11 protein-coding genes are annotated in these 12530 nt (G+C 46.8%); 6 read left to right on the top strand and 5 right to left on the bottom strand.

The window, feature by feature from the left end; translation table 11 throughout:
- The first annotated feature begins 43 nt into the window (after positions 1–43).
- Both metG and DYH48_RS07960 read left to right on the top strand, forming a co-directional pair.
- Positions 44–2113: a methionine--tRNA ligase gene (gene metG / locus DYH48_RS07965; RefSeq protein WP_011846995.1), complete on the top strand. Its 2070-nt coding sequence runs from the start codon at positions 44–46 to the stop codon at positions 2111–2113.
- Positions 2114–2406: 293 nt separating this feature from the next.
- Positions 2407–3363 carry an AEC family transporter gene (locus DYH48_RS07960; protein WP_115334471.1) on the top strand — a complete coding sequence of 319 codons (957 nt, stop codon included), beginning with the start codon at positions 2407–2409 and terminating at the stop codon, positions 3361–3363.
- A 160-nt stretch (positions 3364–3523) separates the two neighbouring features.
- Here the strand turns inward: DYH48_RS07960 and DYH48_RS07955 are convergent, their stop codons facing one another.
- Together DYH48_RS07955 and DYH48_RS07950 are read right to left on the bottom strand one after the other, a co-directional pair.
- Positions 3524–4276, bottom strand: a complete 753-nt coding sequence (locus DYH48_RS07955) for a Nif3-like dinuclear metal center hexameric protein (RefSeq protein WP_115334470.1) — start codon at positions 4274–4276, stop codon at positions 3524–3526.
- Between the two features lie 70 nt (positions 4277–4346).
- Positions 4347–4817, bottom strand: a complete 471-nt coding sequence (locus tag DYH48_RS07950) for an outer membrane lipoprotein (protein ID WP_006081931.1) — start codon at positions 4815–4817, stop codon at positions 4347–4349.
- 54 nt (positions 4818–4871) lie between these two features.
- On the opposite strand from DYH48_RS07950, the gene aat reads away from it, so the two are divergent.
- The 3 genes from aat (at position 4872) to infA (ending at position 6583) form a co-directional block, all read left to right on the top strand.
- On the top strand, positions 4872–5585 hold the full coding sequence (gene aat / locus DYH48_RS07945) for a leucyl/phenylalanyl-tRNA--protein transferase (protein WP_006081932.1): 714 nt from the start codon (positions 4872–4874) through the stop codon (positions 5583–5585).
- Positions 5572–6282, top strand: a complete 711-nt coding sequence (locus DYH48_RS07940) for an arginyltransferase (protein ID WP_115334469.1) — start codon at positions 5572–5574, stop codon at positions 6280–6282. Before aat ends, DYH48_RS07940 begins: the two co-directional genes overlap by 14 nt.
- Before the next feature lie 82 nt (positions 6283–6364).
- Positions 6365–6583, top strand: coding sequence for a translation initiation factor IF-1 (infA, locus tag DYH48_RS07935; RefSeq protein WP_006081934.1), 219 nt, complete (start codon positions 6365–6367; stop codon positions 6581–6583).
- Positions 6584–6699: 116 nt separating this feature from the next.
- Here the strand turns inward: infA and clpA are convergent, their stop codons facing one another.
- Both clpA and clpS read right to left on the bottom strand, forming a co-directional pair.
- Positions 6700–8967 carry an ATP-dependent Clp protease ATP-binding subunit ClpA gene (clpA, locus tag DYH48_RS07930; RefSeq protein ID WP_115334468.1) on the bottom strand — a complete coding sequence of 756 codons (2268 nt, stop codon included), beginning with the start codon at positions 8965–8967 and terminating at the stop codon, positions 6700–6702.
- A 43-nt stretch (positions 8968–9010) separates the two neighbouring features.
- Positions 9011–9319, bottom strand: a complete 309-nt coding sequence (gene clpS, locus DYH48_RS07925; RefSeq protein WP_006081936.1) for an ATP-dependent Clp protease adapter ClpS — start codon at positions 9317–9319, stop codon at positions 9011–9013.
- Between the two features lie 194 nt (positions 9320–9513).
- Here clpS and cspD point away from each other — a divergent pair, with 194 nt between their 5' ends.
- Positions 9514–9720 carry a cold shock domain-containing protein CspD gene (cspD, locus tag DYH48_RS07920; protein WP_006081937.1) on the top strand — a complete coding sequence of 69 codons (207 nt, stop codon included), beginning with the start codon at positions 9514–9516 and terminating at the stop codon, positions 9718–9720.
- Between the two features lie 322 nt (positions 9721–10042).
- Here cspD and DYH48_RS07915 read toward each other — a convergent pair whose 3' ends face one another.
- Entirely contained in the window at positions 10043–12268 is a 2226-nt protein-coding gene (locus DYH48_RS07915) for an NADP-dependent isocitrate dehydrogenase (RefSeq protein WP_115334467.1), read from the bottom strand.
- Between the last annotated feature and the right edge of the window lie 262 nt (positions 12269–12530).

Raw genomic sequence — 12530 nt, 5'->3', positions numbered from 1 at the left:
ATCTCTACCAATATTTTTGGCCCACCACGATATTTGAGACAAGATGGCAACTTCACAACGTAAAATTCTCGTGACCAGCGCACTTCCCTACGCAAACGGACCGATACATTTAGGTCACATGTTGGAATACATCCAGACAGATATCTGGTCGCGTTATCAAAAACTTCGTGGACATGAGTGCCACTATATTTGTGCCGATGACGCCCATGGCACGCCGATCATGCTTAAAGCGCAGCAATTAGGCATAGCGCCTGAAGATATGATCGCCCAAGTGAACAAAGAACATCAGCAGGATTTTGCCGATTTTAATGTCGCCTTCGATAACTATCACAGCACTCACAGCGAAGAAAACCGCCTCATGGCGAGCGATATTTATCTCAAGCTAAGGGACAACGGCTATATCAAGAGCAAGAGCATTTCTCAGTTATTCGATCCTGAGAAATCCATGTTCCTGCCCGACCGCTTCGTAAAAGGTACTTGCCCTAAGTGTAAGTCACCTGATCAATACGGCGATAACTGTGATTCTTGCGGCGCGACTTACAGCCCAACTGAACTGATCAATCCAAAATCAGCGGTATCGGGTGCAACGCCAGTGATGAAAGACACTGAGCACTTTTTCTTCGACCTGCCCGCCTTCGAAGGCATGCTAAAAGAGTGGACTCGCTCTGGCGCACTGCAAGTCGAAATGGCCAATAAACTCGACGAATGGTTTGAGCAAGGTCTGCAGCAATGGGATATCACCCGTGATGCACCGTATTTTGGCTTTGAAATTCCCGATGCACCGGGCAAGTATTTCTATGTTTGGTTAGATGCGCCTATCGGCTATATGGGTTCATTCAAAAACCTGTGTGCAAAACGTCCTGAGTTGAGCTTCGATGAATTCTGGGGCAAAGATTCTACTGCTGAGGTTTATCACTTCATCGGTAAAGACATCGTTTACTTCCATAGCCTCTTCTGGCCAGCCATGCTGCACGGCTCAGGTTATCGTCAGCCAAACAGCGTCTATGCCCACGGTTATGTGACGGTCAATGGCGCGAAGATGTCAAAATCGAAAGGCACGTTCATTAAGGCGCGTACCTATTTAGATCATTTAGATCCTGAATATTTACGTTACTACTACGCCGCTAAACTCAGCAGCCGTATCGACGATTTAGATTTAAATCTGGAAGATTTCGCCCAGCGCGTGAACTCAGATTTAGTCGGTAAACTAGTGAACTTAGCCTCGCGCACAGCAGGTTTTATCACTAAACGCTTCGATGGCAAGCTAGCGAAAATTAACGACACTACCCTGACCGAAGCGTTTTTAGCCAAGCAAGACGTGATTGCCGATTTTTACGAGTCGCGTGAATACGGCAAAGCGATGCGCGAAATCATGGCGCTGGCGGATATTGCCAACGGGTTTGTGGCTGATGCTGCACCTTGGCAAATGGTGAAACATGACGATCAACAGGAAGCTGCCCATCAAGTGTGTTCAAACGCCTTGAATCTGTTCCGTATTCTCGTGACGTATCTAAAACCTGTATTGCCACGTTTAGCCCAAGATGTGGAAGCCTTCTTCCAACTGCCACTCACTTGGGATGCATTGGGCCAAGATTTAGCGGGTCATGAAATCGCCCCATTCAAGGCAATGATGCAACGTGTTGAGCTGGATAAAGTCAATGCCATGGTTGCTGATTCCAAGGATAACCTGCAAGTCACGGCGGATGCACCAAAGACGGCAGCACCTGAAAAAATAGCTAAAGCTTCATCGGTTAGCAGTGAGCCGCTGGTTAGTGATCCTATCAGTGAGACCATCAACTTTGATGATTTTGCGAAAATCGACCTGCGTATCGCTCGCATCGTCAAAGCAGAGCATGTTGCTGACGCTGACAAGTTACTCAAGTTACAACTCGACATCGGTGGTGAAACGCGCCAAGTGTTTGCCGGGATCAAATCGGCCTATTCGCCAGAGGATCTCGAAGGCAAGTTGACTGTGATGGTGGCGAACTTAGCGCCACGTAAGATGCGTTTTGGCATGTCAGAAGGCATGGTGTTGGCCGCAGGACCTGGTGGTAGCGACCTGTGGATTTTAGAACCCCATGAAGGCGCACAGCCTGGCATGCGGGTTAAGTAATCTGCGCTAGCTAACGCTCGAAAAATCAATAAGGCCGCATTTATGTGGCCTTATTTGTTGGTTTTGACTGTTAGCCAATTCGTGGCGCCGAGTGTCAATTCGTCTTTTAAAAGACTGAGTTTACGCCACTAGGTTTAGCAAACAGGTTTAAGTGACTAGTTTAAGTGACAGGTTTCAGAAAACGAGTTAATGCTCGTATTTCTATCGACAAGGCATTCGCTGCAGTGTGATATTCATATCTGTGACAGGTCTAAAATCGACGCGGTGTTCAGTGAGTCATTCGAGGAGTAGTTATGGGAAATATCGTTGAGCAGTTGCTGTTTTCTGCCTCGATTACGGGTCCAATCTGTTTGATGTTAGCGCTCGGTGTGATCCTAAAACGCACCCAAATCATCAATGAAAACTTTATTGATGTCGCATCAAAATTAGTCTTTAACGTGACGCTGCCAGCCTTACTGTTCCTTAGCATTATTAGCTCCAATCACGATCTCGCCTCCAGTGCGCCCTTAATTGGCTATGGGTTAGCGGCCAATCTGCTGTTTTTTATATTATCCAGCTATGCAACTGGACGACTATTTCCCAAGCACAAAGACCAAGGCGTGATCATTCAAGGGGGATTCAGGGCCAATACCGCGATTATCGGCTTAGCTTATGTTTCCAACGCCTACGGCAGTTCTGGTGTTGCTTTAGCTGCGGTTTATGTCGCCTCGATGACACTGCTCTACAATATTCAAGCGGTTATTTGCCTCAGCCCTAAAGGCGAAGAATCCAGCCAACGCGCATTTGGCGTGATTATCAAGACCATCACTAAAAACCCGCTGATCATTGCCATTATGGTCGGCATGTTGTTCTATTTACTTGCTATTCCAGTACCGAAAATGGTGCTCGATGCGGGCCAATACTTTGCCAATATGACCCTGCCACTAGCGCTACTGTGCACTGGCGGTTCTCTCGATATTGGTTCACTCAAACATGAAAAGCATTCAACTTGGTTCTCGACCGCATTGAAACTGATCTTTGCCCCGCTTTTTATCACGCTTGGGGCCTTGCTGTTGGGCTATCGAGGGATTGAGTTAGCGCTGGTCTTTTTAATGAGTTCTGCCCCCACCGCAGCCGCCAGCTATGTGATGGCACGCGCCATGGGTGGCAATGCACCCCTTGCAGCCAATATTATCGCGCTGACCACAGTCTGCTCGTTGCTCACGTGCACCTTAGGCATCTTTGTATTGTCCACTTTGGGGCTGATCTAGCTACAGCTAAAGGCTAAGAGCTGATTGCTAAATCAGCTAGAGGAACAAGTTTGAGTGCTGATAAGTCACCATAACTCACAATAAAAAAGGCGAGCCATGCTCGCCTTTCGTTTAGGGATAAAACGGTTAGATGGTCACCATAAGCCGCTTAATTAATGGATTAGACCGGATTGGTGATATCTACAAAATGGTGCACGAGATCAAACTCGCGAGCGAGATGACGGCCTAAGGCTTGAATCCCAAAACGTTCGGTCGCATGGTGCCCCGCCGCAAAATAATGTATGCCCTGCTCCACCGCACTGTGGAACGTGCGTTCGGACACTTCACCACTGATAAACGCATCCACACCTAAACTCGCCGCAACATCGATATAGTCCTGCGCGCCGCCAGTACACCAAGCTAAATGTTGGATCTTGGCATCGCCATCACCAATGTGCAGTGGGGCTCTGCCTAACGCCTCCTCAAGGGTGTGAGAAAATTCGCTAGCACTAACCGCAAGATCAAGTTTTCCACGCCACAGCAGCCCCTGAGCCACCTCTTCGATGGCTTCTGCGTCGACGATCCCAAGTTGCCTGCCTAAGGTCGCGTTATTACCCAGCATTGGGTGGGCGTCCAAGGGCAAATGATAGCCAAATAAATTAATATCATGCTTGAGCAGTGCCTTAATCCGGCGTTGTTTCATGCCAGTGATCACTTCAGGCTCATTCTTCCAAAAAAAGCCGTGATGGACCAAAATCGCATCGGCGTTTAATCGAATCGCTTCATCGATCAAAGCCTGACACGCAGTCACGCCCGTCACTATGGTGCGGATCTCATCCTTGCCTTCTATTTGCAGCCCATTGGGCGCGTAATCTTTAAACGCCGATACATGTAAAAAATCGGCTAAATATTGGGTTAATTCTGTCCGTGTCATTGCATTACCGTCCTTTACTCGAGATGACCATTTACTGAAGATGACGACTTAATCAAGATAAGACAGTCGCTTACATCGCGACATCAACACGCACACCGCCTTGCAGGTAGACCACTCGTACTCTGTCACCCGCATTGAATACCATGCCAGCATCATAGTCTTGGATCACCATAACTTGGGTGCCATCTTCTTGATTGATCATCAATTCCACCAGCTTCAATGACTGCACACTCGTACCACTGCCATAACGATTGCCGATACCGCCACCAATCAAGGCGCCTAAAATGGTCGCCACATCACGGCCAGAACCGCCACCAAACTGATTACCAATCACCCCACCCGCTAAGGCGCCACCAAAGGTTTTCCAACCTCGATTACGGTCTTCAATCAGCTGGGTTTCAGTGATATTACGTACCGAAGTGATATCGCCATAGAGCACTTTCTCGACAGGCACGGCTTGATTACGGTCATAACCCGCACTCGCGGGGCTGAGGATAAACGCAAAAATAAACATAAAGCTTGCTAGAGTAGGTTTCCACATATCTGAATTTCCGCTAACTTAATAATAAGGTCTATAACTAAATCATACTCAATTGTGAAGTCACTGTCTTTTCTGAATCACGAATTTGAAGCTTTTCCTTCACCCGAACTCGCCTTAACCGATCCTAATGGGTTATTGGCTATCGGCGGCGACTTACGTCCTGAACGCTTACTCTCGGCTTACTACAACGGTATTTTTCCTTGGTTTAACTCAGATGATCCTATTTTATGGTGGTCGCCCGATCCCCGCGCCGTGTTTATTCCCGGTGAAATACACATCAGCACAAGTTTGCGGAAATACTTAAAAAAACAACCTTGGCGGATCACAATTAATCACGCTTTCACCGATGTAATGGCGGGATGCGCGCAGCCAAGAGAAAAACAGAGCGGCACTTGGATTACCCAAGAAATTCAAATGGCCTATCGCGAACTGCATTACACAGGTCACGCCCATTCCATTGAAGTCTGGGAAGGTGAACGTTTAATCGGTGGGCTTTACGGCTTAGCAATCGGCCAAGTGTTTTGCGGCGAGTCCATGTTTCACCGTAAAACTAATGCGTCCAAGGCCGCCGTTGCAGCGCTGCAACAGCATTTACTCAAAATGGGATTCAAACTCATCGATGCACAAGTGATGAATCCTCACCTAGAAAGTTTGGGAGCCAAAGCCATTAAACGCATTGATTTTATAACGTTACTGAGCGAACTGAGAAACAATCCCGTGGACCCAGCGACTTGGACCACTAAAGAGGTCATCCTTGAACTCGAGTAAAGCATCGATCGCTATCGGTATCAGTCAAATATTCCCCTGCAGCTACCTCGATGGCCAGCAGGAGCAGCTACTTGTCATCCAAGAAGATACGCTCGATCCCATTTTATTTGAGCGTTTACTTGCGGTGGGTTTTCGCCGCAGTGGCGGCTCCATCTATAAACCCCGTTGCCCAAGGTGCAGCGCGTGCCAGCCTATTCGTGTGCCAGCGCATGAATTTGTGCCATCGAAACGTCAAAAACGGACTTTAGCAAAAAACCAAGATCTGACCTGGCGAATTACATCGGAACAAACCGCCGAACAGTATGCCCTGTATGAACATTACATTCGTGAGCGGCATTTTGATGGCCCTATGTTCCCCACGAGTGAAGATCAATATCATCACTTTCTTTTTTGCCATTGGTTGCCGCCGACGTTTATCGAAGTCTATAACGGCGATAAATTATTAGCCGTAGCGGTCACAGATACCTTACCCAATAGTCTGTCGGCGATTTACAGCTATTTTGACCCCGACGAAGAACAGCGTTCCCTCGGCGCTCTGTTAATTTTAATTCAGTGCCGATTGGCAAAACTCATGGACAAAGAATTTGTTTATCTCGGATATCAAATAGATGAAAACCGTAAGATGTCCTACAAGCGTTTATATCGCCCATATCAAATTCTCACACCGACGGGCTGGGAGTATTCCCAAGTTCGCTAAGTACTTCCCCTTTACAGCAGGGTGAATTTGGGGCATGATACGCCCGTTTTTTATATTCGAAGGCTAATGGGATAATTAATTAATGGCGAAAGAAGACAACATTGAAATGCAAGGCACTATCCTTGAAACCTTGCCAAACACAATGTTTCGTGTAGAGCTTGAAAATGGTCATGTGGTGATAGCCCACATTTCAGGCAAAATGCGCAAAAACTACATCCGGATCCTTACTGGCGATAAAGTTACCGTCCAGCTGACTCCTTATGATCTGACCAAAGGTCGCATTGTCTTCCGCGCACGCTGATATAGCCTCTTAGATTTAAAAACCCGGCAAGGCCGGGTTTTTTTGTTTGCGAAAGATGAAAAAAATGGCTGCAATTGCAGCCATTTTTATGTCAAAAACTACTGGATAATCAAGCGTTAAGCTTTTGTTGTCGCTTTTTCGTGACGTTCGGTACGAATGACAATCTCGCCTTCCTTCACATCCACATGCGCCACACCGCCTGACTCTAAGACACCAAATAAGATCTCGTCTGCCAATGGACGTTTGATCAATTCGGTCACGACCCGAGCCATTGGACGCGCGCCCATGTTCTTGTCGTAACCTTTCTCAGCCAACAAGGTTCTGGCTTCGTCGCTGACATCCAAAGTAACGTGTTTTGCATCCAATTGAGCCTGCAATTCCACCAAGAACTTATCGACTACTTTGGCGATAATCGTCATATCCAAATGGTTGAACCAAATGATGGAATCGAGACGATTTCGAAATTCTGGTGAAAATACCCGATTAATTTCAGATAACGCATCTTGGGTGTGATCTTGTTGGGTAAAGCCAATCGACTTACGAATAGTCTCCTGAACACCCGCGTTCGTTGTCATCACCAAAGTCACGTGTCTGAAGTCAGCCTTACGACCATTATTGTCGGTCAAAGTACCGTGATCCATCACCTGCAACAGCAAGTTATAGACATCGCGGTGGGCCTTCTCGATTTCATCCAATAGCACCACACAGTGCGGATTTTTAATCACAGCATCGGTGAGCAAGCCACCTTGGTCATAACCCACATATCCAGGAGGCGCACCAATCAAGCGTGACACTGTGTGGCTTTCCATGTACTCAGACATGTCAAAGCGCACTAGTTTCATCCCCAAACAGTTGGCCAGTTGGTTAGTGACTTCGGTTTTACCCACACCGGTGGGACCCGCGAATAAGAAGCTACCCACAGGTTTCCTGTCTGTGCCTAAGCCACTGCGCGATAAGCGAATGGCCGAACTCAGACTCTCAATGGCCTTGTCTTGGCCAAAGACCACCATCTTAAGGTTACGCTCAAGATTACGCAGTAAGTCCTTATCAGTGGCGGATACCGACTTCTCAGGGATACGCGCCATTTTCGCCACTATCGACTCAATCTCGGCTTGGCCTATAGTCTTTTTACGTTTGCTCATAGGCAACATCACCATACGCGCCCCCGCTTCATCGATCACATCGATGGCTTTATCGGGTAAATGTCTGTCATTGATGTGCTTGGCCGACAATACCGCAGCGCTGCTGATCGCAGCCTGTGTATAACGAACCCCATGATATTCTTCGTATTTAGACTTAAGCCCCATCAAAATCTTAGTGGTTTCTTCCACTGAAGGCTCATTGATATCCACCTTTTGGAAACGACGTGCAAGTGCGCGGTCTTTCTCAAAAATACTTTGATATTCTTGGAAAGTTGTCGAGCCCATGCAGCGCAAGTTACCGCTAGATAGCAAAGGTTTCAGCAGATTAGAGGCATCCATTACGCCGCCAGAGGCCGCGCCCGCACCGATGATGGTGTGGATCTCATCGATGAATAGGATGGCATGCTTATCAGCCGCCAGTTCTTTTAACAGGTTCTTAAAGCGCTTTTCAAAGTCGCCGCGATACTTAGTTCCCGCCAGCAGTGAACCTAAATCCAAGGAATACACTGTGGCTTCAAGCATCACATCGGGCACTTGTTTATTGACGATGCGATACGCCAGCCCTTCGGCAATCGCCGTTTTACCTACGCCCGCCTCACCCACTAACAGCGGATTATTTTTACGGCGACGGCACAGGGTTTGAATCGCGCGCTCAATTTCTTGATCACGACCAATCAGTGGGTCGATGATCCCTTGTTTAGCAAGTTGATTTAAGTTGGACGCAAATTGCGACAACATGCTGCGCTCTTCGCTGCTTTCGCCCTGATCTTCAACCCGTTCTTGATCTTGATGTGACTCAGCATCATCATTTTTGGCGAAACCATGGGAAATAAAATTCACAACGTCTAGGCGACTAATATCGCAGCGGCGCAGTAAATACACGGCTTGGGATTCTTGCTCACTGAAAATGGCGACTAACACGTTAGCGCCGTTTACTTCATTGCGACCCGATGACTGCACATGGAATACTGCACGTTGCAGCACTCGTTGGAACCCCAGCGTTGGCTGAGTTTCTTTGTCATCATCAATATCGGCAATGATTGGGGTTGTTTGTTGGATAAAGCTTGCCACTTCATCTCTGAGTTTATCTAGATTCGCTCCACAGGCGATTAACGCTTCTTGAGCCGCAGGATTGTCGATCAGAGCTAATAACAGATGTTCCACTGTCATATACTCGTGACGCGCGTCTCTGGCTTGCTGAAACGCCAGATTTAAGGTGACTTCCAGGTCTTTGTTCAGCATAAGCACCCCCAAAATTAACAACAGACTACAGAGTAAAGCGGTTTTATGCTTTCTCTAACGAACACAGTAACGGATGTTGGTTTTGTCTTGCAAATTGATTTACTTGTATCACCTTAGTTTCTGCAATCCCAAACGGGAAAATACCGCAAATACCTTTTCCTTGGTGATGGATCGTCAACATGATATCGGTCGCTTCCTGCTCGTTCTTGCGAAAGAAAACCTGCAAAACTTCAATCACAAAATCCATTGGGGTGTAATCATCATTATTGAGTACCACCTTGTACATCGAAGGCGGCATTAACTCTGATTCGACACGTTCTTCAACGTGTTCAATATTTCCTATCTTTGCCATTTTTTAATACTAGCCTCTCGTGTTGGCCTCTTCCAATTGATCCGTTCAAATTAATCAGTTGTTACCCCTTTGTTAATTTTAGCTTGACTTCCGCTTTTACTCCTTACATTCTGTTGTGCAGACGGTGAACGAATACCCGTCTATACAGGTTTTACTATCTTACTGGTAAGTAGACAACAGAAGGAAGTGGAAGTATGGCAAGCGGAACTGTTAAATGGTTCAACAACGCCAAAGGATTCGGGTTTATTTGCCCTGATCAAGGTGGTGAGGACGTTTTTGCACACTATTCTACCATTGAAATGGAAGGCTATCGAACTCTAAAAGCAGGCCAACCCGTTCAATTTGAAGTAGAAGCCGGTCCAAAAGGGATGCACGCTTCAGCCATTTCACCAACAAAATAACGTTTGGTGAGGCCAATGATCTAAAAGGCAGGGACTTGTCCCTGCCTTTTTATTGCTGCGTGTTTTATTAATCCTCGGCACTTAATGCTCCATCGCTTGTCAGCATTACGCATGAATTTAATTCAAGATCAATCGCAGCCCCTCACCCATAGCATCCCCACAAAAAGATTTTATCATCTGTCTCGACAGCAAATTTAGGGCATAAAAAAGGGATCTGCCATGCAGATCCCTTTTCAAAATCAGTCTAATGACTTACAACTTTACATCAACTTTGATGGCCCACACTGACGCATGCGCCATCCAAAAGCTAAAACTCACGAGATTAAGCAATCAACAACTTGTTTAACGTCTCGCTTGGGCGCATGGCTTTTTCAGCCTTAGCCGCATCTAAACGGTAGTAACCGCCTAAATCGACTGGTGCACCTTGTGCCGTCGCTAATTCAGCCACAATCACTTGCTCATTTGCGGCCAACGCATGCGCTAACGGAATAAAGTGAGCTTGTAACTGCTCATCGCCCGTTTGCGCGGCTAAGGCTTGTGCCCAGTACATGGCTAAGTAGAAATGGCTGCCACGGTTGTCTAACTCACCGACTCTTCTTGATGGCGATTTGTTGCTATCTAAGAATTGACCAATGGCTTGATCTAAGGTATCAGCTAACACTTGGGCTTTTGGATTACCGACAGTTTGGCTTAAATGCTCAAGAGACGCAGCCAGAGCCAAGAATTCACCCAGAGAGTCCCAACGTAAGTGACCTTCTTTCTCAACCTGTTGCACGTGCTTAGGTGCACTACCGCCCGCGCCAGTTTCAAATAGACCACCACCGTTCATTAACGGAACGATTGATAGCATTTTGGCACTGGTGCCCAGCTCTAGGATAGGGAACAAGTCAGTCAGGTAGTCACGTAGAACGTTGCCCGTAACTGAAATGGTATCTTTGCCTTCTTTGATGCGAGCCAACGAGAAGCGAGTCGCTTCTTCTGGAGACATAATGCTGATCTCTAAGCCATCAGTATCATGCTCTGGCAGATATTGCTGCACTTTTGCAATGATTTGAGCATCGTGGGCACGTTTGCTATCTAACCAGAATACCGCAGGTGTATTGCTTAAACGGGCACGGCGCACGGCCAGTTTGACCCAATCACGGATAGGTGCGTCTTTAACTTGGCACATTCTCCAGATATCGCCCGCTTCCACGTTATGGCTCATCAATACCTTACCACTGGCATCGACAACGTTGACCACACCGTCAGCAGGTATTTCAAAGGTCTTATCGTGGCTGCCGTACTCTTCGGCTTTTTGCGCCATCAAGCCCACGTTTGGAACGCTGCCCATGGTTTTAGGATCAAAAGCGCCGTGCTCTTTACAGAAGGCAATCGTTTCTTGGTAGATACCGGCATAGCAACGATCTGGGATCATAGCTTTAGTGTCATGCAGTTGACCATCTGGTCCCCACATTTGGCCAGATGAACGAATCGCAGCAGGCATAGACGCATCGATAATGATGTCGCTTGGCACGTGTAAGTTGGTGATACCTTTGTCAGAATCAACCATAGCCAATGCGGGACGTGCAGCGTAAACGGCGGCGATATCGGCTTCGACTTCGGCGCGGCTATCGGCAGGTAATGTCGCTATTTTGGCATAAACATCACCAAAACCGTTGTTAACATCTACGCCTAATTCAGCAAAAAGCGCCGCATGCTTGTCAAACACTGGCTTGAAGAATACCTTCACAGCGTGACCAAACATAATAGGATCAGACACTTTCATCATAGTGGCTTTCAGATGCAGCGATAACAGCACATCTTCTGCTTTGGCGTTTTCGATTTCACGCTCATAGAAGCTCACTAAGGCTTTTTTACTCAATACCGCAGCATCGATAATTTCGCCAGCCAGCAGCTTAAGACCCGATTTCAGCACCACTTCTTGGCCATCTTTTTGCGTCAGCACGATATTCACGCTGCCCGCATCAGATAAAGTCACTGACTGCTCGCTGCCGTAGAAATCGCCGTCAGTCATGTGAGCAACGTGTGACTTAGAATCTGTAGCCCATTTACCCATTGAATGCGGATTTTTTTTGGCGAAGTTTTTCACCGATAATGGGGCACGGCGATCTGAGTTACCTTCACGCAGTACTGGGTTTACCGCACTGCCTTTAATCTTGTCGTAACGTGTTTTAATTGACTTTTCAGCGTCGGTTTTTGGCTCATCCGGATAGTGAGGGATGTTGTAACCTTTTTGCTGGAGTTCAAGGATACAGGCTTTTAATTGTGGAATCGAAGCACTGATATTCGGTAACTTGATGATGTTCGCTTCTGGCTGATTCGCTAACTCGCCAAGCTCAGTCAGATGATCGCCAATCTTTTGTGCTTCGGTCAGTTGCTCAGGGAAACTGGCAATAATACGGCCCGATAACGAGATATCACGGGTTTCAACCGCAACGCCCGCTGCGTCGGTAAACGTTCTGATAATAGGTAAGAGTGAGAGGGTGGCCAGTGCTGGCGCTTCGTCTGTTTCAGTGTAAATAATTGTTGATGAGTTATCTTTCATGTTACATCCTACATTATTGTAAAATTTAATATTTTTTATAATAATTTTATAGCATGGCGAACAAATCTGAGCACAGTGAAAATATCAATCAAGGCAATCGAATCCGCCTTAACCTTTCAAATTATCAATGCCCTTCTGCCTTTGCGCGCAAGCTAAAATTTGTTACAACGACTCATTAAAACCTAATAAACATTTAGGCACAGATCACATTTTCTGGCCGACATCATAGAGCATTCGCAATAATATTCAAATTCCACTAACG

This window comes from Shewanella baltica (assembly GCF_900456975.1).
GTDB lineage: Bacteria > Pseudomonadota > Gammaproteobacteria > Enterobacterales > Shewanellaceae > Shewanella > Shewanella baltica.
Note: the sequence above shows the minus strand (reverse complement) of the source record. Positions and strands in the feature narration are given on the sequence as shown.

Excerpts from the sequence above, each read along its gene's own strand:
- clpS (WP_006081936.1), bottom strand. The coding sequence starts at position 9,319 with ATGGCAAAGATAGGAAATATTGAACACGTTGAAGAACGTGTCGAATCA.
- cspD (WP_006081937.1), top strand. The coding sequence starts at position 9,514 with ATGGCAAGCGGAACTGTTAAATGGTTCAACAACGCCAAAGGATTCGGG.
- infA (WP_006081934.1), top strand. The coding sequence starts at position 6,365 with ATGGCGAAAGAAGACAACATTGAAATGCAAGGCACTATCCTTGAAACC.
- DYH48_RS07950 (WP_006081931.1), bottom strand. The coding sequence starts at position 4,817 with ATGTGGAAACCTACTCTAGCAAGCTTTATGTTTATTTTTGCGTTTATC.
- metG (WP_011846995.1), top strand. The coding sequence starts at position 44 with ATGGCAACTTCACAACGTAAAATTCTCGTGACCAGCGCACTTCCCTAC.
- DYH48_RS07960 (WP_115334471.1), top strand. The coding sequence starts at position 2,407 with ATGGGAAATATCGTTGAGCAGTTGCTGTTTTCTGCCTCGATTACGGGT.
- DYH48_RS07915 (WP_115334467.1), bottom strand. The coding sequence starts at position 12,268 with ATGAAAGATAACTCATCAACAATTATTTACACTGAAACAGACGAAGCG.
- DYH48_RS07955 (WP_115334470.1), bottom strand. The coding sequence starts at position 4,276 with ATGACACGGACAGAATTAACCCAATATTTAGCCGATTTTTTACATGTA.
- clpA (WP_115334468.1), bottom strand. The coding sequence starts at position 8,967 with ATGCTGAACAAAGACCTGGAAGTCACCTTAAATCTGGCGTTTCAGCAA.